At 55.3% G+C, this 23,021-nt stretch carries 19 protein-coding genes and 1 tRNA gene; 12 read left to right on the forward strand and 8 right to left on the reverse strand.

The window, feature by feature from the left end; translation table 11 throughout:
• Positions 1–5: 5 nt before the first annotated feature.
• From tmk to BLU89_RS01150, 3 genes are read right to left on the reverse strand one after another with little or no spacing between them, the layout of a single operon-like run.
• A complete protein-coding gene (gene tmk / locus BLU89_RS01140; protein WP_074733771.1) occupies positions 6–632 on the reverse strand; it encodes a dTMP kinase in 627 nt (208 codons plus the stop codon).
• Positions 629–1,795 (reverse strand): D-alanyl-D-alanine carboxypeptidase family protein, encoded by a 1,167-nt coding sequence (locus tag BLU89_RS01145; RefSeq protein WP_074736270.1) that lies wholly within the window; start codon positions 1,793–1,795, stop codon positions 629–631. The genes tmk and BLU89_RS01145 overlap by 4 nt, the downstream gene beginning before the upstream one ends.
• 18 nt (positions 1,796–1,813) lie before the next feature.
• Positions 1,814–3,106, reverse strand: a complete 1,293-nt coding sequence (locus tag BLU89_RS01150; RefSeq protein WP_074733773.1) for an SPOR domain-containing protein — start codon at positions 3,104–3,106, stop codon at positions 1,814–1,816.
• Between the two features lie 205 nt (positions 3,107–3,311).
• Here BLU89_RS01150 and BLU89_RS01155 point away from each other — a divergent pair.
• Together BLU89_RS01155 and BLU89_RS01160 are read left to right on the forward strand one after the other, a co-directional pair.
• Positions 3,312–3,401, forward strand: a tRNA-Ser gene (locus tag BLU89_RS01155).
• Positions 3,402–3,983: 582 nt separating this feature from the next.
• A complete protein-coding gene (locus BLU89_RS01160; RefSeq protein ID WP_074733774.1) occupies positions 3,984–4,691 on the forward strand; it encodes an IS6 family transposase in 708 nt (235 codons plus the stop codon).
• A gap of 116 nt (positions 4,692–4,807) precedes the next feature.
• On the opposite strand, the gene BLU89_RS01165 is transcribed toward BLU89_RS01160, so the two are convergent.
• The gene (locus BLU89_RS01165; protein ID WP_074733776.1) at positions 4,808–5,725 is read right to left on the reverse strand and encodes a LysR family transcriptional regulator; all 918 of its coding nucleotides are present in this window, start codon (positions 5,723–5,725) and stop codon (positions 4,808–4,810) included.
• A 115-nt stretch (positions 5,726–5,840) separates the two neighbouring features.
• Between BLU89_RS01165 and BLU89_RS01170 the strand changes: the two genes are divergently transcribed.
• From BLU89_RS01170 to BLU89_RS01215, 10 genes are all read left to right on the forward strand, one after another.
• On the forward strand, positions 5,841–6,896 hold the full coding sequence (locus tag BLU89_RS01170) for a dipeptidase (protein ID WP_074733778.1): 1,056 nt from the start codon (positions 5,841–5,843) through the stop codon (positions 6,894–6,896).
• Between the two features lie 35 nt (positions 6,897–6,931).
• Positions 6,932–8,527, forward strand: coding sequence for an ABC transporter substrate-binding protein (locus tag BLU89_RS01175; RefSeq protein ID WP_074736272.1), 1,596 nt, complete (start codon positions 6,932–6,934; stop codon positions 8,525–8,527).
• Complete coding sequence (locus tag BLU89_RS01180; protein ID WP_074733780.1) at positions 8,528–9,586, forward strand: ABC transporter permease; 1,059 nt, start codon at positions 8,528–8,530, stop codon at positions 9,584–9,586.
• On the forward strand, positions 9,583–10,494 hold the full coding sequence (locus tag BLU89_RS01185) for an ABC transporter permease (protein ID WP_074733782.1): 912 nt from the start codon (positions 9,583–9,585) through the stop codon (positions 10,492–10,494). Before BLU89_RS01180 ends, BLU89_RS01185 begins: the two co-directional genes overlap by 4 nt.
• Entirely contained in the window at positions 10,491–11,339 is an 849-nt protein-coding gene (locus BLU89_RS01190; protein ID WP_074733783.1) for an ABC transporter ATP-binding protein, read from the forward strand. The genes BLU89_RS01185 and BLU89_RS01190 overlap by 4 nt, the downstream gene beginning before the upstream one ends.
• A gap of 1 nt (position 11,340) precedes the next feature.
• Positions 11,341–12,093 (forward strand): ABC transporter ATP-binding protein, encoded by a 753-nt coding sequence (locus BLU89_RS01195; protein ID WP_074733785.1) that lies wholly within the window; start codon positions 11,341–11,343, stop codon positions 12,091–12,093.
• A gap of 248 nt (positions 12,094–12,341) precedes the next feature.
• Complete coding sequence (locus BLU89_RS01200; RefSeq protein ID WP_074733787.1) at positions 12,342–13,529, forward strand: S41 family peptidase; 1,188 nt, start codon at positions 12,342–12,344, stop codon at positions 13,527–13,529.
• Between the two features lie 114 nt (positions 13,530–13,643).
• Positions 13,644–14,534, forward strand: a complete 891-nt coding sequence (locus BLU89_RS01205) for an adenylate/guanylate cyclase domain-containing protein (RefSeq protein ID WP_074733789.1) — start codon at positions 13,644–13,646, stop codon at positions 14,532–14,534.
• A 112-nt stretch (positions 14,535–14,646) separates the two neighbouring features.
• Entirely contained in the window at positions 14,647–15,111 is a 465-nt protein-coding gene (locus BLU89_RS01210) for a hypothetical protein (RefSeq protein ID WP_143030503.1), read from the forward strand.
• Between the two features lie 15 nt (positions 15,112–15,126).
• A complete protein-coding gene (locus BLU89_RS01215) occupies positions 15,127–19,545 on the forward strand; it encodes a WD40 repeat domain-containing serine/threonine protein kinase (protein ID WP_074733792.1) in 4,419 nt (1,472 codons plus the stop codon).
• Between the two features lie 98 nt (positions 19,546–19,643).
• On the opposite strand, the gene BLU89_RS01220 is transcribed toward BLU89_RS01215, so the two are convergent.
• From BLU89_RS01220 to phnC, 4 genes are read right to left on the reverse strand one after another with little or no spacing between them, the layout of a single operon-like run.
• Entirely contained in the window at positions 19,644–20,549 is a 906-nt protein-coding gene (locus BLU89_RS01220; protein WP_143030504.1) for an HAD-IIA family hydrolase, read from the reverse strand.
• A complete protein-coding gene (gene phnE / locus BLU89_RS01225; protein ID WP_074733795.1) occupies positions 20,546–21,361 on the reverse strand; it encodes a phosphonate ABC transporter, permease protein PhnE in 816 nt (271 codons plus the stop codon). Before phnE (BLU89_RS01225) ends, BLU89_RS01220 begins: the two co-directional genes overlap by 4 nt.
• Complete coding sequence (gene phnE, locus BLU89_RS01230; RefSeq protein WP_074733796.1) at positions 21,361–22,176, reverse strand: phosphonate ABC transporter, permease protein PhnE; 816 nt, start codon at positions 22,174–22,176, stop codon at positions 21,361–21,363. Before phnE (BLU89_RS01230) ends, phnE (BLU89_RS01225) begins: the two co-directional genes overlap by 1 nt.
• Complete coding sequence (gene phnC, locus BLU89_RS01235) at positions 22,173–22,967, reverse strand: phosphonate ABC transporter ATP-binding protein (protein WP_074733798.1); 795 nt, start codon at positions 22,965–22,967, stop codon at positions 22,173–22,175. Before phnC ends, phnE (BLU89_RS01230) begins: the two co-directional genes overlap by 4 nt.
• Positions 22,968–23,021 lie beyond the last annotated feature (54 nt).

Below are 23,021 nucleotides of genomic sequence, written 5' to 3' on the forward strand. Positions count from 1 at the left end.
CTGATCTATCGCAAGGCTGTCATGACAATCTCTGACACATCCTGCGCAACCCTGTCCATGTCTCGGTTGCCGTCAACCACGCGGAATCGGTCTGCGAATTCTTCGGCCAACCCCAGAAACCCGGCGCGTATCTGCAGTTGAAGGCCCAGCCCGAAATCCTCGAACCTCTCTTCGGCCCCTTGACGTCCTTTGGCACGCGACAGCCCCGTTTCCGGGTCCATGTCGATCAGCAAGGTCAGGTCAGGTTCCCGTCCGATCATCAGGCTGTGCAACTTATCCACCAGCCCGCGCAAATCACCGCGCGAGAGGCCCTGATACAGGCGCGTGCTGTCGGCGAAACGATCACATATCACCACTTTGCCTTCGGCCAGAGCAGGCTCGATCGTACGCTCCAGGTGGTCACGCCGAGCGGCGGTGAACAACAGGATTTCGGTCTCGGCCGACCAGCGATCCGGGTCGCCCTGCAGAACAAGGCTGCGGATTTCCTCGGCTCCGTCCGACCCGCCCGGTTCCCGCGTCAGAACAACGTCACGGCCTTCACGGCGCAGATGCTCGGCCAGCAAGCGAGCCTGAGTGGACTTGCCCGAACCGTCAATCCCTTCGAAGGTCAGAAACGTCCCGCGCGCGCTCACATTTGCTCCAACGGGGTGTTGATCACGTCTTTCAGAACAATACCGCCCACAGTCATCATGCGGACAACAAACCCACCAAGCGGTACATCCCTGTCCGCGACCAGAGGGCGGCGGATCTCGGGCAATCCTTCGGGTTTGATCACCAGTTCAGCCAGGGGCTGACCTTTGCTGACAGGCGCGTTGATCGGGCCATCATAAACGACCTCGGCCTGAATTTCCTTGTCTCCCAGCACCGGAAATAAAAGGGTCAGGTCTGCTTTGGGAACCAACCCAACAGTTCTTTCAGCCCCCATCCAAAGCTTGGCCTGGGCTACCGGTTCTTCCGATTTGGCAACTGTCCTCTCGACAAAATTTCGAAACGACCAGTTAACCACGGCCTCAGCCTCCTCTGCCCGCTTGCCGACGCTATCGAGACCAGAAAGAACGAAGACAACCCGACGATCCCCTTGTTTGGCCGAACCAACCAGACCATACCCCGCCTCTTGTGTATGACCGGTTTTGAGGCCATCTGCCCCTATATCCAGCTTCAGTAGCGGATTTCGGTTGCGCGCGTTCGAAGGCGCTCGGCCATCGAACTCGAACACTTCTTCTGCAAACAGCGGATAATACTCGGGGAAATCAGAAATAAGCCGGTCAGCGAGAACTGCCAGATCATGCACCGACATCATATGCCCGGCTGCCGGCCAGCCGTTGGAATTGGCAAAGTTCGAGTTGTTCATGCCCATCTGCTGCGCGCGCTGAGTCATAAACCGGGCAAAACCGGCCTCTGTTCCGTCCGGGCTCAGTGCTTCGGCGATCACCACGCAGGCATCGTTTCCAGAAAGCACGATGATCCCACGCAGAAGATCTTCGACTCGTACCCGATCCTGCGTGTTCAGGAACATCGTCGAGCCGCCATAGCTCATGGCGTGTTCCGAGACGGGGAGGGTTTCATCCAGCGTTAGCCGACCATCACGCAACGCTTCGAACGCGACATAGAGTGTCATGAGTTTTGACATCGATGCAGGCGGCAGCGGCTGGTCGGCCTCTTTCGACAGCAGCACCGTGCCGGTTTTCTGGTCAATTACATAAGCCGCCCGCGCGGTCGTGTCGAACGCATGGGCGGGCATTGCCAGCAGCGCCAGTCCGATAGCCAAGCTGGTAGATCGCAAAGCGGAAAGCATCATGAGCCTCCTGTTCCGTCAGTTCTTGGACGTAAAGGCATCGGTGAATCCGAGGTCTTTCACGTCGTTCAGCAACGCCCGGCGCTCCGTGCGGGTTGCAACGGGCCCAACCAGAACGCGCCAGACCGATTTGTCACCGCTATTCAACTCGAACACGTTGGCGGTCATACCGTTGCGCCGGAGTTTTTCTGCAGCACTCTTGGCGTTGGCTTCAACGCTGAAGGTGCCAGCCTGAACGTAGGGCTTAGACAAACCGCCCGCAGCGGCAGCGCTTGTCGCAATTGGCGCGGTCGGCTCTGACGCTTCGATGGCTGCTGCTGCCCCCGCGATCGGATCCAGCTGGGTCTCGGTGATCTCGTTGGGGTTCTTTTTCTGCCACCACTTGCGCTTGGCAGGCTTCTCTGCCGGCGGTGTCACCTTAGGGACGGACAAGTTGGTGGTCTGAGGCTCTGGGGGCGTGGCATCGATCTCGGCAGCCGTAACCGTAGCCGCAGCGGCACCGGTTGCAGCGGCGCTTGTTTCGTCGGCTGGTTTCTTCTGCCACCATTTGCGTTTTTCAGGTTTCTCAGGCGCTTGCGGGTCAGCCGCGGTCAGTTCTGTGCTCTGCGCATCAGCAGTCTCATCGTCAGAGGACGCGACAGCCGCGCCAGCGGCGGTCCCGGCGACAACCGCCGCACCGGCATTCGACTCGTCGGCTGGTTTCTTCTGCCACCACTTACGCTTTTCTGGCTTTTCGGGCGCCTCGCCATCAGCAGTTTCATCTGCGGCATCGGTTCCCTCGGCCACATCGCCGTCCTCGGTTAGCTCTGATTCCACCGGGGCAGGGGGTTCTTCCACCGTTTCGCGCCGCAGGGCGACGACCTGAACCTTGGTCGGAGCACCTGCCAGCATTCCCAATTGCTCTGCCGCCGAAGACGAAATCTGCAGCGCAGGCCCGGGCAGGTTCCGCTCGCGGCGGAACAGGGCTCCGGTGACGGATTTATTGTTGGCCGTGTTCTTGATCAGCACCCGTTCGGGTTGCGCGACATCAGGGTGTGCCACCCAGATGCCACCCAGCGATGGCCGCCCGTCCCAAAGCCCGGCCTCGGTCACTTGAAACACTTCGGGTGCTTCGATATCGCGCTGTTTGCCAGACGCTGCCTCGGGGAACAATTCGAACCGATTGGTGTTGTCTGCATTCTCGGCTGCCGCTTCTTCGGGCGAGGCTTCTTGTGGGATTAACCCTTCCTCGCACCCGGTCAATGCGGCCAAAGTCACGACCAAAACTGCCAACCGTTGTGGCCCAAAGCGTGTGCCCGTAGCTCGCTTCATTTTCTCAATCCCTTGCCTGACAAGGCCATGTTGGCCGCGCCCCACCGCATGTTCGCTGGTTCTTGATGCCAGTCTCGTGCGGTCTTACCCGCGGATCATAGCGCGGGCGTCGGACCATGAAAAGACTGCTGCTTCCGCTTCGGCAAGATTTCCCTCTTTATGGCTTGCCTCTGCGCCAAACTCGTCTTAAGACCCGGCTTTACGCGGGGAGGTGGCAGAGTGGTCGAATGCGGCGGTCTTGAAAACCGTTGAACGTGAGAGCGTTCCCAGGGTTCGAATCCCTGTCTCCCCGCCACTCATACCCGTCTCACTTCAGTTGTGTTTTCTGACCCGGAATTGTGCCGCAATTCCCGCGCGTTGGCGCATGCGCTTTCAGTCAGAGACGGAGCAGACCGTAAACTCAGAGCGCAATTTAGGCCTCAGTCTCAGTGCCGCGTTTTGGCGAGGTCGCTTTGGGCTGAATTTCCCTGATAGACTGTAATTTACAAGGAAATTTCGTGAAGCGGGTCTGGAATCCGACATTTTTCATGTCAGCATTGTATGCTTTTCAGAGGCTTATGCGGGAAATTCCCTAAAAGGTGGAACATGGAATTTTCTTGAGCGAACAGGGAATTATTCCGACGGATCAGGGAGGGCGAACCCTGTATCAGGGAGGCCGGTTCTTGAGGTGTCAAAAGTCGAACAGACATTCCTGTTCGGCCCAATCAAGTGGTTGGGTAACGCTGACCAGACGCTTGAGAGTGAGTTCGGGCGGCTGGGTGCCGTCGAGAATTGCAGCCTGAATCTTCGGTGAGAGAAATGCGAGCTGAGCACGGGTGCGGGTCTTGTCAGAAGAACTTTGCTTGAGCGGGGCAGGGCAGTTGCGTAGCTTTTGCCCATGACCAGACCTGCCTCATTCAAATACTTTAAAACCAGTCCCGAGATCATCCGCCTTGCGGTGATGCTGTATATCCGTTTCCCGCTCTCGCTTCGGAATGTCGAAGATCTGCTGCACGAGAGAGGCATCGAAGTGAGCCACGAAACTATCCGATATTGGTGGAACAGGTTTGGCCCGATGTTTGCTGCTGAGATCAGACGAAAGCGTGTTCAGCAACTGCGCGCCTTCTCCAAATGGAAGTGGCACGTTGACGAGGTTTTCGTGAAGGTGAATGGCAAGCGGCATTATCTTTGGCGGGCCGTTGATCACGAAGGTGAGGTGCTGGAAGCCGTAGTCACTAAACGCCGAAACAAAGCTGCAGCACTGAAATTCCTCAAGAAATTGATGAAGCGGCACGGTTGCGCCGAAGAGATCGTCACAGATCGCTTCGCCTCATACAGAGCCGCGCTCAGAGAGCTGGGCGTGCTCAAAAAACAACAGACGGGCAGGTGGCTCAACAACCGCGTTGAGAATTCCCACCTTCCTTTCCGACGACGCGAACGCGCGATGCAGCGTTTCAGGCGTATGCGAAGTTTACAGAAATTCGCCTCCGTCCATTCCTCCGTCTACAACCACTTCAACCAGGAAAGATCGCTGACCAGCCGAGACACCTTCAAGCTGACCCGCGCCGCCGCTCTTGCCGAGTGGCGTCAACTTTGTTCCGGATAGGTTCACGGTTTCTGTGGCAAACTGAGACTGGTTCGAATTCGTCTGACAGCACCTATTCTACAACCATGACGACATTAGCCATACTTCCGGGTGTTTTGAATGATCAAATGCTCCCGCTAAGTTTTGAACGTGTATGGATCAGAGGGCGTATTCAGCCGGAGATGTCGCATGAATGCGCGCGCAATCCTTGGTACGGGCCTCTGATCCGACACGACAAAGTGGCCGCGATATCTCATGGGGGATTCAAACGGGATAAATGTCAGGTCGGGTGAGCGGTACATGTAAATCGGAAAGGGGTTGATGATTGCCAAACCCAAACCTTCTCGGGCCATATCAGCAGCGGCAAATGAGGTTGAAACTTCGGCGACAATTCTTGGTTCTGCCCGAACCTGTTGAAGCAAACGATCCAGTTGTCCGCGCCTGCCATGACGATAGGTCAAAGCGATCAGTTCTTGGTTGTGAAGGTCATACGGTAAAATTTTGTCGCGTTTCGCAAGCGGATGTTCGGGGCGCATGACGCAAAAAGCGGGCGACTCCCTGAAGGGAATGAGCTTTATTCCCGCTCGGCTTTGTTCAATGCCGGTCACCGCCAGATCGAAGCGGTTTTCCAGAACCCCCAATGTGACCATATCCGAGGTCGTGACTTCCAGATTGACGAAAAAGCCTGGGTTTCCTCGCAGGAAGCTGGCGATCAACGAGACGATATATCGATGGGCGTAGCTGGGCGGAGCAACCAGACGCAGTGTTTCCTGTACGGTTTCACCCGGTCCGTCTATTCTGTCCAAGGCTTCGAATAAGGGATCAAGGCGCATATTGAGCCTCACGGCCTCCTGCGTGGGGCGCAACCTGCCGGCATCCCGTTCGAACAGTGTTTTACCCAATCGGGACTCCAGGCTGCCGACGGATCGGCTTATGGCAGATTGAGACAAGCCAAGTTGCCGAGCAGCAGCAGCCGTTGTTCCAGCCTGCATGAGCGCGCGCAGCGCTTGATACTCTGGCAGCGAATGCCAGTTCCGCGGTTTCTTGAACGCCATGCACCCTCGTGATTCTGACTAGCTCTATGAGTAAAACTCATCGTTTTTTTTTACAATTATGATTATTATGTCTGTTAGCGTGTGTCGAATTGATACTTGATCGGGTGATGTGAGGGTGAATACTTCTCCTCTTATCTTTGACGGGCACAACGACGTGTTATCGAAACTCGCTTTGGCGGGTGGTCGGTCCAAAGCTGATCGCTTCCTTGAAGGCCGCGATGGCGCAATCGATCTGGTTAAGTCCAGAGAAGGGGGGTTCGGCGGCGGATTCTTTGCAGTTTGGGTGCCTTCGCCTATCGATATCGACGCAAAGATGGAAGAAATGGTTCAGCCGAGCTATGACTTGCCGCTTCCTGACCAGATTGATGCCGAAGACGCTCTGCCAGCGGCGCTGAGCCAGATTGCAATATTGCTTGAACTGGAACGCTTGGATGCTTTGAAGGTAGTTGGATCCGTTGCGGATATCCGGGACTGCATGGCACGGGGCCAGATGGCGGCCATATTCCATATCGAAGGCGCCGAAGCGATCGATGCTGATCTACATTCACTCGACGTTTTTCATGCTGCGGGGTTGCGTTCGCTCGGGCCGGTTTGGAGCAGGCCCAACATATTTGGCCACGGAGTGCCATTCAGATATCCATCCGAACCAGATACCGGACAGGGATTGACGGATCACGGTTTGCGACTTGTTCAGCGCTGCAATACGCTTGGCATCATGTTGGATTTATCGCACCTCAATGAAAAAGGGTTTTGGGACGTAGCGCGATATTCAAACGCACCATTGGTTGCAACGCATTCAAATGCCCATGCAATTTGCCCTCACGCGCGAAATCTCACCGATGACCAACTTCGCACTATTGCAGAAAGCGACGGGATGGTCGGCTTGAATTTTGCCGCCGCGTTTTTGCGAGAAGATGGGCGGATGCTGTCCGACGTGCCTCTGACACAAGTACTAAAGCACCTCGATCACCTGATCAGCATATTAGGAGAGGATCGGGTCGGGCTTGGGTCGGACTATGACGGAGCGGTAGTGCCCGATGAAGTGACTGACGTTTCGATGCTGCCCCGACTGAGAAATGCCATGGAAAGCCATGGATACGGCGAAGAGCTCATCAAGAAGCTCTGCCACGAAAACTGGTTGCGTGTACTCGAAAAGACATGGGGATCGTAACCGAAAGTGAAAGACCTGATGACAGAGAGGACAAAATGAACGCATTTAACAGATTGCTTACCGGTGCCGCGCTGGGATTGGCGCTGGCCGTGACCTCGACTTCGGCGATGGCCGAGACACCACCAAACATGCTGGTGATCGCAAATCGTATCGATGACATCACGACGTTGGATCCTGCTGAAAGTTTTGAATTTGCCGGATCGGATGTCAGCCGTAATGTTTACCAAAAACTCGTCAACTTTGACCCGCTTGATCTGGACGCAGGGTATCAGCCAGATGTTGCAGAAAGTTGGGATGTGTCAGAAGACGGCAAGTCGATTACCTTTAAGATCAGGGAAGGGCTGACCTTTCATTCCGGCAATCCGGTGACCGCCGAAGATGTTCAATTTTCGCTGCGCCGCGCGATCATCCTGAACAAAACTCCAGCTTTCATCCTGACCCAATTTGGGTTCACGCCAGAGAACGTTGAACAGACAATCGTGGCAGATGGCGATACGCTGACGATCACGACGGACAAGCCCTATGCAACATCGTTCGTTTTGAACTGTCTGACTGCAACCATCGGTGGCATCGTCGACAAGAAGGCGGTGATGGAGCACGACAAGGACGGCGATCTGGGCAACGAATGGCTCAAGACCAACACCGCTGGATCCGGTGCCTATAGCTTGGTGAGCTGGAAACCCAATGAAAGCGTGACACTGAAGTCGAACCCCGATTTCCATTTGGGTGCCCCGGCGATGGAGCGTGTCGTTGTCCGCCACGTTCAAGAAAGCGCCAGCCAGCGTCTTCTACTAGAGCGTGGTGATATCGACGTTGCCCGCAACCTGAACCCCGAAGACGTTGCAGGGGTGTCATCTGTCGCGGGTGTCAAGATCGCGGATGAGCTTAAGGGGCGGCTGATGTATGTCTCGCTGAATCAAAAGCATCCCGAGCTTAGCAAACCGCAGGTTCGCCAAGCGTTCAAATACCTGATTGACTATGAAGGGATGCGCGACAGTTTCCTGAAAGGTCAGTACACGATTCATCAGAATTTCCTGCCGCAAACATATCTTGGCGCATCCGATGAAAACCCGTTCAGCTTCAACGTGGAAAAAGCCAAGGCACTGCTGGATGAGGCCGGTGTAAGTGGTCTGGAGATCGAAGTTGGTGTGCGTGAAGCTCAGGAACGGATTGAAATCGCCCAGTCGATGCAAAATGCGCTTGGTCAGGTCGGGATTAAGATGAACATCACGGTCGGAACCGCCAAGCAGATTCTGGCGCGATATCGTGCACGGGAACTGGATGTGTATCTGGGCGCGTGGGGACCGGATTATCCTGACCCACAGACCAACGCTGGAACTTTCGCATACAACCCGGACAATTCGGATGCGGCCAATGCAACCGGTCTGCTGGCGTGGCGTAACTCTTGGGATACCGGTGGGTTGACCGAGAAAACGGATGCAGCTGTGGTCGAGAATGACACTGTGAAACGTGCAGACATGTACAAGACGATCCAGGCTGAATTTCGTGAAACTTCACCATTTGTCGTGATGTTCCAGCAGATCGAGCAATCGGCGCTGCGTGAAAACGTAACTGATTTCTCGACCGGTCAGGCCATTACGTCGGCTTCGTATTGGCAGGTGACAAAGTAAATGGCACTGGCCGAAAGACCAACTGAGGGGCGCCGTGCGGCGCCTCTTGTCCATTGGGTCAAGAGCATCCTTAAAACTCTTGGCACCATTGCAATTACAATGCTGGGTCTGCTGCTCGTGACTTTCATCATCGGTCGCGTCATGCCGATTGATCCGGTGTTGGCCATCGTAGGTGAGCGTGCCTCGCAATCGACCTATGACGCGGTTTACCAACAGCTTGGCCTCGATAAACCAATGCTGGTTCAGTTTGGATATTATCTTTGGGATGTCTTGCACGGTGATTTTGGCAATTCGCTGCTGAATGCCCGGCCAGTGTCCGAAGACATAGCGCGCGTCTTCCCCGCCACATTGGAACTGGCAACCCTGGGTGTAATGATTGGCATCTTTCTGGGTGTTCCATTGGGGGTGATCGCTGCCGTGAAGCGGGGGACATGGGTGGATCAGATCGCCCGTGTGGTCGCGCTTGTTGGCTACTCAATGCCGATCTTCTGGCTGGGGCTCATGGGGCTGCTTGTCTTCTACGGAATTCTTGGCTGGGTCGGAGGGCCAGGCAGACTTGATATCTTCTATGATGACATTGTGCCCACGCGTACAGGTTTGATCCTAGTGGATAGTGCCATCGCCCGAGACTGGGACGTCTTCCGCAATGCGTTGTCGCACATCGTACTTCCAGCTGCCTTGTTGGGGTATTACTCGCTGGCTTACATCAGCCGAATGACGCGGTCGTTCATGCTGGAACAGTTGTCAGCGGAATATGTCATTACCGCCCGCGTCAAAGGCTTGTCGGAGCGACAGGTCATCTGGCGCCACGCATTCAAGAACATCCGAGTGCAGCTCATTACGGTCATCGCACTGAGCTACGCCAATTTGCTGGAAGGGTCGGTTCTGACCGAGATCATCTTTAGCTGGCCTGGGATCGGAAGCTACATCACGACCGCTCTGCTGAGTGCAGACATGAACGCCGTTCTCGGTGGAACAGTGGTGGTTGGGCTGATCTTTATCTGCCTGAATATATTCTCTGATCTCCTTTACCGTTTCTTTGATCCGAGGTCGAAATGAGCGACATGACTTTGCGTCAGTGGCTGCTGACCGACGAACCCACATCCCGCCGACACGCAAGATTGTCCAGCTTGTACAAAGGCTGGCTGACCCTGCGATCAAACTCGATGGCAATGGTTGGGTTGGCGATCCTTGTTGGCCTTGTATTGACCGCGGTTTTTGCGTCTATCATCGCGCCACATGATCCCTTTGTGCAGGATCTGTCCAGCCGACTGCTCCCTATCGGAGCTGAAGGACACTTGCTGGGAACCGATAGTTTGGGGCGGGATATTCTGTCACGCCTGATCTACGGAGCGCGGATAACGCTATACATCGTCGCGTTAGTGGCGCTTATCGCGCCAGTCGCAGGACTTCTGGTGGGAACCGTCGCGGGATACGCGGGGGGATGGGCTGATGTGATCCTCATGCGAATCACAGATATTTTCCTCGCTTTCCCACGGCTTGTTCTGGCGCTGGCGTTTGTCGCCGCACTCGGGGCGGGAATTGAAAACGCAGTGCTTGCAATCTCGCTTACTGCGTGGCCACCCTATGCCCGTATGGCGCGGGCAGAAACGCTTACGATCCGGTCAACCGACTATATCAACGCGATCCGTCTGCAGGGTGCTGGCCCGCTGCGGATTATCACCCGGCATATCTGGCCGCTTTGTGTCTCATCGCTGATTGTACGGGTTACATTAGACATGGCCGGGATCATTCTGGCCGCAGCCGGCCTGGGTTTCTTGGGCCTGGGGGCACAACCGCCAAGCCCGGAATGGGGCGCGATGATTTCAGAAGGCCGCAGGTTCATCCTTGATCACTGGTGGGTTGCAACGGTGCCGGGGCTTGCAATTTTCACGGTCTCACTGGCCTTCAACCTGTTGGGTGACGGGCTGAGGGATGCGCTTGACCCGAAGGATGGTGGGCAATGAACTTACTCGACATAGAAGATCTGTGGGTTCGCTTCCCAACCCGTCAGGGAGTGTTTGATGCGGTGCGCGGTGTCTCGTTCTCGTTGGGGCGCGAACGTCTGGGAATCGTCGGCGAAAGTGGGTCTGGTAAATCGATGACGGGTCGGGCCATTCTGCGTCTGATCCGAAAGCCGGGCATTGTTGAGGCCAACCACATCAATCTCGAAGGTCGTGACCTGCTGAAACTTAGCGAGCGCGAGATGCGCGAGGTTCGTGGCAAGCAGATCTCTATGGTGATGCAGGATCCTAAGTTTTCACTGAACCCAGTGGTCACGGTCGGAGAACAACTGATTGAGGCATATCTTCAGCACAACTCTGGTTCCAAGGCGCGTGCCCGAAAAATGGCGATCGAGATGCTGGAAAATGTCTCGATACGCGATTCCGAACGGGTGATGCGGACTTATCCGCATGAAGTGTCAGGGGGTATGGGGCAGCGGATCATGATTGCGATGATGCTGATCCCGAACCCCAAGATTCTGATTGCGGATGAACCGACCTCGGCGCTTGATGTCAGCGTCCAACGGCAGGTACTGAACATAATGGATGGATTGGTCAAAGAACGAGGGATGGGGCTGATATTCATCAGCCATGATCTAAATCTTGTGTCCGAATTCTGCGATCGTGTCCTCATCATGTATGCGGGCCGGATTGTCGAAGTCTGCGAAGCCGATAAGCTGCATCAGGCCCAGCACCCGTATACTCAAGGTTTGCTAAACTCCCTTCCGCGTCTTGATGAAAAGTGCAATCACCTGAGTGTTCTAACCCGCGATCCTTCCTGGTCCGAAGCGCCGAGCGTGAGGGGCTGAAATGATCGCACTGGACATCAAGGGCTTGAACGTATGGTTCGGATACGCACATGACCGCGTCGATGCGGTTAAAGGCGCTTGCCTCGAAGTTAAGCAGGGTGAGAGTTTCGGTCTAGTCGGAGAGAGCGGGTCCGGCAAATCGACGATCCTGCGTGCCATAACCGGCCTCGCGCCGCATTGGTCTGGATCTGTCCGCATAGAGGGTGAGGCACTTTCCGGCGCTAAGCGGGACCGCAGGTTCTTCCGAACGGTACAGATGGTGTTTCAGGACCCCTATGCATCGCTCCACCCGCGACATACGGTCGATCAGGTGCTGAGCGAGACATTACACCTGCACGGGCTGGACAATATCGACAAGCGCGTCACCGAGTTGCTGGCCGACGTCGGACTTGGGCAAAGATTTAGATTCCGCTATCCCCATCAGCTTTCTGGTGGCCAGCGCCAGCGTGTGGCAATTGCAAGAGCTTTGGCGGGTGAGCCGGACATTTTGCTATTGGACGAACCGACATCCGCGTTGGATGTCAGCGTCCAGGCAGAGGTGCTCAATCTGTTGACCGATTTGCGTGCTCGACGTGGGCTGACTTATCTGATGGTGTCACATGATCTACCCGTCATCGCGCATATGTGTGATCAACTGGCGGTCATGAGAAATGGCGAGATTGTGGAGGTTATGTCCTCTGATACTCTTCGCACCGGAACTCCCAGACATGAGTACTCGCAAGAGCTGCTTCGGGCGTCTGTTGCACTGCAATGAAGAAGACGCGCAAAACAGAATCGCGAACAAGTCCGGTTGCCGAGCAAGGATCAGAGATGTGTAGCAACCTCGGCCCGCAGTTTGTCTAAGCCGGCAGGTGCATTTTTGGCTGTGATTTCAAGAGAGGCGTAGATCGACGGCCTATCCAATTGATCTGATGCAGCATGTATCGACTAGCATGGCTATAGATTGGCGACCGAAAGTGACCAAGATGGAGATTCGCATCGTGAGAAAGCCAGCATTGCCGCATGTCACTCGATCATGATTTAGAACTCATACTAGGCGTTGTAGAACGTACCGATCCGAGTTTTAGGTCCGTTGAGCGTGAACGCATTGAGCGCCGCACAAAGGATCTTCAAACAAATCTGGCTGAATGCAGGCGAGAGGAGTTTCTGCTTTCTGCGATGTCCCTCTTCGCATTAGCCGGAAATGGCCATACGCGTCTGATACCAAATGATGCAATCTCGGTTTTACCATTCAGGTTTGTGTCCGTCGGGGAAGCGATTTTCTTAACAAAAACGCTCGGTGAATTTGCAGAATTTGCACCCGGCAGGTTGCACAGGGTGAACGGGACCCCCGTGGAAGGGTTTCTGCAGACGGCAGATTGCTACCTGGCTGGAACGCGCCAAAGGAAGCGAGTAATCGGGCCAATCATGTTGGCATGGCCAGCCGCGTTGGTGAGGTTGGGGGTTGCCGCGGAAAATGGCGAAATCAGCTATCAGATAGTAGACGCAAAGGGGCAAATCAGGACGGTGCGCGCAAACTGCAATCGTACAGTTCCGGCGTGTTCACTGTATCCAAATAGCGAGCACGGTCGAATTGACCCGTCCTTGAGTTTCAGAGACTACGTGGAAATTCAAGAATGGTCCGATATCGGGCGATCCATCATACTACCGAGTTTTTTTGACAAGGAAGGAAGTGCGCTTCGCGACGCTATTGCAAGCGCCGAAAATCGCGTTCGCCTTTGTCCAACTCTCCCTTTGTTGATTGATGTGCGCGGCAATACCGGAGGTGATTTTCTGTCTGTCATGCCGCTGGTCGAAGCAATCACCGAATGCGGTCAGGAGAGCGGCTGTGTGGTGCTGGTGGATAAGTTTACGTTCTCTGCCGCGATCGTTTTTGTCGCGATCCTGAAGCACCGACTGGGCGACAAATTGAAACTGGTTGGTGAGGATATGGGTGACGGGCTGAGATTTTTCGCTGAAGGCGGTCTGATCGATCTACCTGCCTGTGGTGCGGTCATGCGCTACTCAACCGCGCTGCATGATTGGGAGACGGGAACAATTGACCAAACCACCCCGCCAGAAATTGCTGAACATATCGTACCTGTAAAAGACCTGAAAATAGATCATCACTGGGTAGAATCTCCGTTTGATGAGATATCACGGGAGGGGGTGCATCGCAGATTTCTGAAAGAACTCGGTTTTAGTCTATAATGACTAATGGATTGCCGCGCCGACTTTCGACAGTTGACAGCGCCATTCTACTTTGTTTGCAGTTTATGGAGTTTCCCGAACTGTCGTTACCAACAACCAGATTGCGAAGCCACCGTGGAAACCAAACTTGTCACAACCATAATTGCCGACATATCGGATAGCACTCCGTTCTACGAAGCTATGGGGGACGATCAGGCGCAAGAGTTGATCCAGCTTGAACTTGGCCGATTGCGCGATGTTTTGCTTGGGTATGGTGGTGTGCCTGTTGGTCAGAAAGGTGATGACGTTTTATGCTATTTCTATGATCCGGAAGCTGCCATTCAGTCGGTTCTTGAGATGATCCAGAAGCCACCGGGCACATTGCTGTCAGTTCACGCTGGCGTGCATCAGGGTCCTGTGGTGGTTGGCGACAACGGCATTTTTGGCGAGACAGTCAATTTGACCGCCCGTCTCGCAGCTGCTGCTAACCCGGGCGAGGCCTGTGTCAGCGATAGTGTTGCCAAAGATCTGAGCACTGAGACAAAGATGTTGCTTACCACGATCGGCTCGCTTCGTCTGAAAGGAGTAAGCGAACCCGTCAAAGCCTATTCGGTTGTAGCGTCGAATGGCGGATTGAATACCGTGATGCACGTCCCGACACAGACGGCCGGCAGCTACTCTGAGGGCCATCATAGCGAGAACTTTGCGCTCATACTGTATTACGATGATCGTATGTGGCGGTGCCGCGAAGGCGGTGAACTCAAGATCGGTAGATCTGGTCAGTGTGATGTGATCTTGCCGCAGCCGTGGGTTTCTCGGCTTCACGCTGTTCTTAGTATGAAAGCAGGGAAACTGATGCTCGCCGATCGCAGTTCATCAGGGACGTATGTACAGGTTGAGAATGCACGCGAAGTCCAGCTTAAACGTGAAAGTGTAATGCTGGCCGATAGCGGATTGATTTCGCCGGCACTTCCGATTCTGCATACCGATGCCCGTCCGTTAGAGTTCGAAGTCGTTCGACGCTAGCGTGCTGAAATTCCCGTAATCTGGGTTCTGTGGCCAAAGTCTCAGAACGAATTTTGTTATTGTGCTAGAATTGGCACAAATACCGGGTTTCAACCCAGATTAGGAGGGAATGATGTCATTGAATTCTTCGGGAAACCAAATGTATCAGGGTGTTATTATCCTTGGGGCGGTCACGATGATGTTCAGTGCCGATACGATGGCACAATCAACAATGCCAAACGCCTGCCCGGTCGATGGGTGTGAAGTGCGTATCGTCTCAATCGCCAAAGATGGTGACGAACTCACCCTCATGTTCGAAGCGAATTTTACACCGGATGTATCAAAGAACCATTTCCATTCCTGGTGGGGGGACACCTATTCAGTTGAGCAGGTTGGCAGAAATGCTCAGAGTGAATTCAATGTCGTTCAGGGCAGATGGCATCGCCATGATGATTTTCCAAGTTATGTGACTAAGGAGGCGGCCTCGACGGCGGCGCGTGACGGAGGCACGACAATGTGCGTTACTGCTGCCGATAGGGACCACAATATTCTGGATGCGACCAAGTATCATTGCGTTGACGTGCAGGAGCACCTCTAAAGCGAACAATGCATCATGAGTTTTCCGGCGTTCATCGGTCGTTACGCGGTCGAGAAAGAAATCGCGAGCGGTGGGTTTGCGGCAGTTGTCCTCGCGCGGGATGACGAACTGGAAGTTCCGGTAACGCTCAAGATTCTCCATTCAAACCTCGCGGCCAATGAAAAGGTCATCACTCATTTCCTTGAGGAAGCACGACTGTTGCGACGCATTCGATCTCCGCGCGTTGTTTCCGTGCATGATGTGGGTCGATTGGAAGACGGGCGGCCCTATTTCGTTATGGACTACGCAGATCGGGGCACGTTGGCTGACCGACTAAAGCGTTTGGAGCCATCGGTATTGGCAAGGCGCGAGGGTGTGGAAATACTGATCGACGCGTTGGCTGATGGTTTGTCTGCGGTACACGATGCAAATGTCGTGCATCGGGACGTCAAACCCGCAAATGTGCTGTTGCAACGGGTCAAACGCTCCAAAGATGATGAAACAAATAGCCCCTTCAGTGCATTGGTCGGGCTTGATGAACGGGTTTTTCTGGCTGATCTGGGGATAGCGAAGGATTTGGCAATTGGCGTAACCGGTGCAACCATGATGGCCGGAACACCGCTTTATCAGGCTCCGGAGCAGGCTGAGCACGGCCAGCCCGTGACGCCGATGACTGACATATATTCAGCCAGCGCGCTGATGTGGCATGTCCTGACGGGAAAGGCGCCGCCACCCTTCCACCGTATTACCGAGTATCTTACCGGATTGCCGGAAATGTGGCGCGACTGCATCGAACACGGGATGGCCCTGGATCCACAGGCACGGTTTCTGGATATGATGTCCTGGCGCAGTGCAATGAACGACGCGCTGGATCGCGACCGGCGCGAGGCCGCGTCTGAGGCAGTAACACAAATATCCGAAAGCCGGGTGGAATGCCCCTACAAAGGGCTTGCTGCGTTCCAGCCAGAAGATTCCAATTACTTCTTTGGTCGTGAAGATCTGGTCGAGGAACTTGTACACCGGCTCCAGCAAAGTCGGATACTGGTTCTGGGCGGATCATCCGGCAGTGGCAAATCGTCAGTTTTGCGGGCAGGGCTGCTGCCTGCTGTGGCGGCGAATGCGATATCCGGAAGCGAGAACTGGCGCGTTTGTGTTTTCACCCCGGGTCGCGACCCGATGACCGATCTGTACTTTCAGCTCATTGGTGACAATTCTCACCTTACGGCTCAGGTGTCCCTAGACGACTTCATCGGCTACCCAAGCGCAGCACGCCGCCTTGCAACCGCCAATGACGGAGAGTTGCTGATATGTATCGATCAGTTTGAAGAGCTGTTTACCTTGGTCAGACAGGAACGCAGGAGCAAGTTCATCGAGGCCTTGTCTGCGATGACTGATCCTGCGGACAGCCGTGTTCGTATTGTACTGACGATCAGGGCGGATTTTTACGCGTCCTGTGCCGAGATTCCCTGGCTCGCCGACCGTATCTCGGAGAATCAGTTTCTGGTCGGACCAATGACACGACCCGAGCTTCGCCGTGCAATCAGCGAACCCGCACATGCCGCCGGGCTGCATATGGACCGATCACTGATCGACGCGATTGTCGATGAAGCCGGGCGCGAGGCGGGTTCACTTCCGCTGGTGGCGCACTCCCTTTACGAAACATGGAGCCGACGCAAAGGTGCGGTCATGTCACTGGATGGCTATCGCCAATCAGGTGGTGTTGCGGGCGCCATCAGCCAGACTGCGGAGACGCTTTTCACAAACGGTTTCGACAAAGATCAACAGGACGCAACTCAACGGTTATTCCTACGTCTGGTGACACCTGGCGAGGGGACGCCTGATACGCGCCGACTGTTGCCGATAGATGAGGTCGAGCGTGACTCGGACCCTGATACGACGCAGCGTGTCGTCGAGGCTTTGACAGATGCGCGGCTTCTGACGCTGGACGACAAGAATGTCCAGATTACGCATGAAGCGCTTTTGCGGACCTGGCCGAGACTCAATTCCTGGATCGAAGGTAGCCGGGATGATTTACGTATGCGTCAGCGCATACAACATGATGCTGCAGAGTGGGACGGTGAGAGACGCGAACCTGACTTACTGTACCGGGGAACAAGGCTTTTGGCCGCCGAGGAGTGGTCGGAGAAAAATCAGAATGTTCTTGGTGCCTTGGAACGAGAATTTCTGGGAGAGGCACGGGAAGCGCGCAACAAGGCGCAAGCCGCTTCTAGTTTGCGCCGCCGCCGTCGTCGGCGGATCAACCAAACCGCTGTGGGTGCTCTTGCTTTGTTGGCCATTGGCGCAACAGTTTCTTCGCTTTTGGCAATTCGTGCCTCAAACCTTGCAGAGAGGAACCGACAGATCGCCGTGGTCGCAACTGCTGAAGCCAACGAAAGATTTGCAAGGGCGCTTGGTGCTGCGGCAAACGGGTTGTCCAAAACTGATCCGTTGCTTGCATTGTCCCTGAGTGCCGAAGCGATTGTTCGTGCTGAATCTGCTGGGTCCACTTCAGAAGCACGATCTGCGATGATCATGGCGCGGCAAAAATTGGGTGAGGCGGGTTTGATCCCTCTGGGCAGTCCCTTCACGGTTGGTGACGCGCAGACCATGGCCATCAATGCATCTGGTTCGAGAATTGCAGTCGGGTTACGCGATGGACGCATCGTCATTCACAGCACTGAATCCGGTGGTCCCGTTCTGACCGAACTGGTTGGGCACGCAGGCGGAGTAAGAGATATCGACTTTTCACCTGGCGGTGAGCTTCTGGTCTCGGCTGCAACGGACGGGGATGTCCGACTGTGGACTGTTTCGCCGTCTGCGAATGGCCTCATCACCACGTTGTTTTCCGGGAATGATGTGGCATTTGGTGTGGCCTTCGATGCAACCGGCGCGCGCGTTGCCTCAGCTACTGGAGACGGGACAGTGCGTCTTTGGGACGTTTCTAACGGGATGCAAATTGGAGAGCCTTTGGTAAAAATGCCGCTCGGGTTCAAGAGAGTTACGTTTTCTCCGGTTTCGGAGGGGCTGGTTGCGGGCAATGTCGATGGAGCGATATTCGGCTGGATGGATTCCACGGCCACGCAGGCCTTTGTACCGATACCGGGCGGGCCGCTTGGACCGGACCCGGATCACCTGTCGTTCAGCAACGACGGCAGTGAATTTGCGGTATCCCATACCAATGGAAAAGTCACCACAATAGGCTTTCCCAAAGGCAGTCCGATCATTGATCGCTTTTCTGGTGCTGCCCCCATTGTCGCGGCTATCTTTGCCGGGCCAGATAATCTTTTGGTCGGAGCCAGCGCAGACGGAACGTTGCGTTTGGAAGACGCAGACCTGGAACCGGTCGGGGATGTGGTACAGGCCCACAGCCAGCGAATTGTTGACTTGGGCGCAGCCAAACGAGCGCCCCTGCTGGCAACGTTGGGCCGGGATCAGCAAGTGCGATTGTGGCAGGTTGGAGCTGAATCGGGCGATAATGAAATCCTCAGGTTGCAGGATGGGGCAAAGGCGCTGGGGATTGCTTACAATCCGGATGGTAAATCAGTCGCCATTGGTGACAGTGACGGAAACATCTGGGTTTGGCGGCCAGGGTCAGCCATGAAGCCCATGCTGTTAAACGGGCATGATAGCCAGGTTTGGGCCATCGCATTCTCTCACGATGGCAAAACAATGCTAACCGGTGATCGCGACGGTCACCTGATCGTATGGGACATGGATTCCATGCGGCAGAAACAACGACTCGATCTGGGTGGGGCACCGGTCTGGTCTTTGGTGCCAACCGACTCGGCCAAGTTTTATGCGGCGACAGGAAAGGGCATATTTCAGATCGATGTTTCCGATGCGGGAACGGTCAGAGTGTTTGATCCGCCCGACGTTCCCTTTAATCGAGCAGCCATCTCGAATGATGGAAGCAAGCTTGCAGCGGCTTCTGCGGACGGAAAGGTTTATATCTGGTCGGTCGAGGACGGACTGCTGGATAAAGTCATCGAGGCTGACGACAATTCCCTGTGGAGCGTTGCCTTCAGCACGGACGGCACACGTGTGGCGACGGCCTCAAGCGATGAGGTGGTGAAGATTTGGAACCTGGACAGCGGCAATGAGCTGGCTTCTTACGGAGGTCACAAGGGCGGCGCCACTGATGTGATCTATTTAGAGGATGAGGCGACGTTGGTTGCGATCGACAGATCGGGTGAACTGCATTGGTGGGACACGGCCACCAACCGCAGGCTCGTGCCGGTCGAAAGGATACATGACGCCCCGAGCTGGCGAATAGCGCGGGCCCCTGATGGACGGTCTTTTGCGACTTCAAGCGAGCAGGGCGACATTCGGATCTGGAACAGTTTAAGCCTGCGGATCGCATGTACACTGGGCAGCCCTACTTTCGACAAAGAGCGTAGAATCCAATATTTGGGCAGTGATGAACCAACGAATAGCTGTGATGCGTTGGCCAAATGATCATACAGACAGGTCGTCTGTATGAACCTTTCGTCATCGCAAAAGCGAGTCCGGACCGCCAAGCTTTTGCGTTGCTTAGACTAAGACGGTGCTTAACTTTATGGTCGGTTCACGACGAAATCAGGCATGATCCCTGCTTGTGTGATTGCTGTTTTGGCATCTTGCCCTGCAAAAAAGCCGTAGCCAGAAATCAATGCCGAGGCGATCCCGGCAGCATGTGCGCCTAGAATGTCGGTGTGCAGGCTGTCGCCGACCATCAGCACGCGTGACTTGTCGATCTGGCCGAGCCGCTCAAAGACCAGATCAAAGATATTACCGAAGGGCTTTCCAAAGAAAGACGGGGTCACTCCGGTTCGATCCGCAAGGCGGTGGGCGAAGAGGCCGGGCTCGGTTGAAAAGCCGTACTCGCGCGGTGCAACAATGTCGGGATTTCCGACCAGTACCGGGCGGGGACGTCTGAGCAGGGCGGCTTCCAGCAAGGCCTGACGCGCCTCGGACCAGGTTGCAGCGCTGATCAGCAAAAAACCATCTGTCGAGGCATAGGGCGCAGGATCTTCCTCTAGATAGGTCAGGTTCATTCCTTCCAGATCGCGAAGACCTTTGCTGGGGTTCGACATCAGGCCCCAGTGCAGATCGCGATGGTCGTTCAGGCCTGCCAGCAGTGTCGCGCGGCTGGTAATGATATCCTCCGGCGCAAAGTCATAGCCGAGCCTCGTGTATTTCTCGACAAGCGCCGCATGAGGGAAGCCTGCTGCATTTGAAACGACCAGAACACGTTTGCCCATGGCCTTAAGCGTCTCGATCCGTTCGGCTGTGCCCGGTATGGCTGTTTCGCCAATGTTGAGCACCCCGAAGGCGTCGAGGAGGAAGACATCGAAACCTTCGGCAACATCCTCAAGCGTGTCAACCTGACGGTACATTCGATCCACCGGTTCGGGTGCAGGAAGGCGATGACGAACCGCCTCATACGCATCGAATGCCTCCTGGGCAGAGATTTGGGTCAAATAATCGCACCTCTGACCTTGGCTGAAACCCATTCGCTGATCATGACTGCAGCAAGGATCACAATCAGGATCAGACTAACTTGCGGCCACGCAAGAACGTTGAGCGATGCCGACAGCTGAAGCCCGATGCCCCCTGCGCCTACAAGCCCCAAAACCGTAGACTCGCGAATGTTGATATCCCAGCGGAACACCGCGATACCTGCAAAGGCGGGTAGGATTTGCGGCACAATTCCGTACGCCATGATCTGCCAGCGGGATGCGCCGGTGGCGGTGATCGCTTCGACCTGAGTGTGATCGATTTCTTCAATGGCCTCATAGAGAAGCTTGGCGCAGAAACCGATCGAACGGATGGCGATGGCGATGACGCCTGCAAACACTCCGGGGCCGATGATCGCAATTAACAGCAGCGCCCAGATCAACGAATTGATCGAGCGGGTCGAAACGATGATCAACAGCGCGATAGGGCGGATGAACAGGGCCGATGGCGTGGTGTTTCGCGCCGCCAGAAAGGCGACAGGCACTGCCAGGAACAGCGCGATGATTGTGCCAAGCGTCGCAATGTTCAGCGTGTCCCAGATCGGGCGTCCCAGCTGAGTGATGTAATCCCATTTCGGTGGTGTCGCCCGGGTCCAGATATCGTTGGCGATGCGGGGTGCATCCCAGACGAAGAACCATGTCGTGGACGCTGAGATGATTTGCCAGCAGTAGACAAAGACTGCCACACCCAACAGCCAGCCGAACCAGCGTACCAGGCTTTGACCGGTCGTGCGCCTGCGCCAGATTTGCGCATCTTCATGTTCTAGTACCGGCATTACTGGACCCTCGCGCGAATGATACCCGAGAGGTATTCGAGCACCATGACAATCCCGATGATCAGGATCAGAATGGCGGCTGCGGTATCGTACTCATAACGATCAAACGCCGTGTTCAGCGTCGCACCAATGCCGCCGGCCCCGACAAGCCCGAGAATTGCACTTTCACGAAAGTTGATGTCGATCCTGTACATCGACAGCCCGACCAGCCGCGGCATGACCTGTGGCTGCACGCCATAATTGATCCACTGCATCCAGCGCGCACCTGAGGCCTTGATCGCCTCGGCCTGCACTTTGTCCATGGCCTCGATATCCTCAGCCAGAAGCTTGGACAGGAAACCGATGGTGGCGAAAGAAAGGGTCAGGAAGCCCGCCAGAGGCCCAAAGCCAAATATGGCCACCAGAAGAATGGCAACGATGATCTCTTGCAATGCACGGCTGATTGCGACGATTCCGCGGCAGATCACATAGACCGGAAGAGGCGCAATATTGCGCGCAGCGCCGAGTCCGATCGGGATCGATATCAGGATGCCTACGACCGAGGACGCGACCGTCATCACTATACTCTCTAGAAGGCCGCTCCAGATATCGCTCCAGCGCGATATGAAATCCGGGCTGGTAAACGCAAGCACAAAGGCCCAGCCCCGATCCAGACCTTCGTAAACCCGGCTCCAATTCACCTCAATGGTCATGAAGGCAGCGATCAGATACGCAACGAAGCCGCCAATCAGAGTCCAGCGGAGCATGGAGTTTTTGACAAAGGCAGGTTTGCGCCAGCCTTTGCCCAGCATGTCATCAAGTTCGAGGTGGCTCATTCTGCGGCCTCGATCTCTTCGTCTTCGTCCACTTTCTCGATGGTTGCTTCCCAGTCTTCCTCACCGTAGATTTCGGTCAGCTTGTCAGGGGTCAGACCGGTGGGCAGGCCGTCATAGACGATCTCGCCAAAGCGAAGACCTACGACGCGTGGCACGAACATTTGTGCCAGCGCCACGTCATGAATGTTGATAATCGCAGCCAATCCGCGTTCCAGACATAGCTCGGTGATCAGCCGCATGATCTGACGACTGGTTTTCGGGTCTAGCGAGGCCGTCGGTTCATCGACCAGCAAAAGCTTGGGGTTTTGGATCAGTGCGCGGCAGATGCCGACCCGCTGGCGCTGACCGCCAGACAGCTCATCCGCGCGTTTGTCGGCCATATGCAGCAGCCCCACGCGATCAAGCAGGCGGAAAGCTTCATCCACGTCAGATTGTGGATACCGCCGCAGGAAACTGCGCCAGAACCCGACATATCCCAACCGCCCTGACAGTACGTTTTCCATAACTGTCAGGCGTTCGACCAGCGCGTATTCCTGAAAGATCATCCCCATCTCACGCCGCGCTTTCCGCAGTGCGCCCGAACCGAGCTTGACCAGATTCACATCTTCCAGAAGAACCTCGCCGCTTGTGGGTTCAACCAAACGGTTTATGCACCGGATCAACGTTGATTTCCCCGCGCCGGATGGTCCGATCAGCGCCAGAACCTGACCTTTGGGTACATCAAGATCAATCGCCTTCAGGGCTTGATCTCCGGTTTTATAAGTCTTTGTAAGCTTTTGAAGCCGCAGCATTTAATACCCCTGATTAGGGTGGTAACGGGCCCCGAAGGGCCCGTCGATTGAGTG

The sequence above is a fragment of the Ruegeria halocynthiae genome (assembly GCF_900106805.1).
GTDB classification, from domain to species: domain Bacteria; phylum Pseudomonadota; class Alphaproteobacteria; order Rhodobacterales; family Rhodobacteraceae; genus Ruegeria; species Ruegeria halocynthiae.

Coding starts and splice junctions, on each gene's coding strand:
- phnE (WP_074733796.1), bottom strand. CDS start 22,176: ATGAGCCACCTCGAACTTGATGACATGCTGGGCAAAGGCTGGCGCAAA.
- phnE (WP_074733795.1), bottom strand. CDS start 21,361: ATGCCGGTACTAGAACATGAAGATGCGCAAATCTGGCGCAGGCGCACG.
- BLU89_RS01145 (WP_074736270.1), bottom strand. CDS start 1,795: ATGCTTTCCGCTTTGCGATCTACCAGCTTGGCTATCGGACTGGCGCTG.
- BLU89_RS01180 (WP_074733780.1), top strand. CDS start 8,528: ATGGCACTGGCCGAAAGACCAACTGAGGGGCGCCGTGCGGCGCCTCTT.
- BLU89_RS01160 (WP_074733774.1), top strand. CDS start 3,984: ATGACCAGACCTGCCTCATTCAAATACTTTAAAACCAGTCCCGAGATC.
- BLU89_RS01195 (WP_074733785.1), top strand. CDS start 11,341: ATGATCGCACTGGACATCAAGGGCTTGAACGTATGGTTCGGATACGCA.
- BLU89_RS01150 (WP_074733773.1), bottom strand. CDS start 3,106: ATGAAGCGAGCTACGGGCACACGCTTTGGGCCACAACGGTTGGCAGTT.
- BLU89_RS01190 (WP_074733783.1), top strand. CDS start 10,491: ATGAACTTACTCGACATAGAAGATCTGTGGGTTCGCTTCCCAACCCGT.
- phnC (WP_074733798.1), bottom strand. CDS start 22,967: ATGCTGCGGCTTCAAAAGCTTACAAAGACTTATAAAACCGGAGATCAA.
- BLU89_RS01200 (WP_074733787.1), top strand. CDS start 12,342: ATGTCACTCGATCATGATTTAGAACTCATACTAGGCGTTGTAGAACGT.
- BLU89_RS01175 (WP_074736272.1), top strand. CDS start 6,932: ATGAACGCATTTAACAGATTGCTTACCGGTGCCGCGCTGGGATTGGCG.
- BLU89_RS01210 (WP_143030503.1), top strand. CDS start 14,647: ATGTCATTGAATTCTTCGGGAAACCAAATGTATCAGGGTGTTATTATC.
- BLU89_RS01165 (WP_074733776.1), bottom strand. CDS start 5,725: ATGGCGTTCAAGAAACCGCGGAACTGGCATTCGCTGCCAGAGTATCAA.
- BLU89_RS01185 (WP_074733782.1), top strand. CDS start 9,583: ATGAGCGACATGACTTTGCGTCAGTGGCTGCTGACCGACGAACCCACA.
- BLU89_RS01215 (WP_074733792.1), top strand. CDS start 15,127: ATGAGTTTTCCGGCGTTCATCGGTCGTTACGCGGTCGAGAAAGAAATC.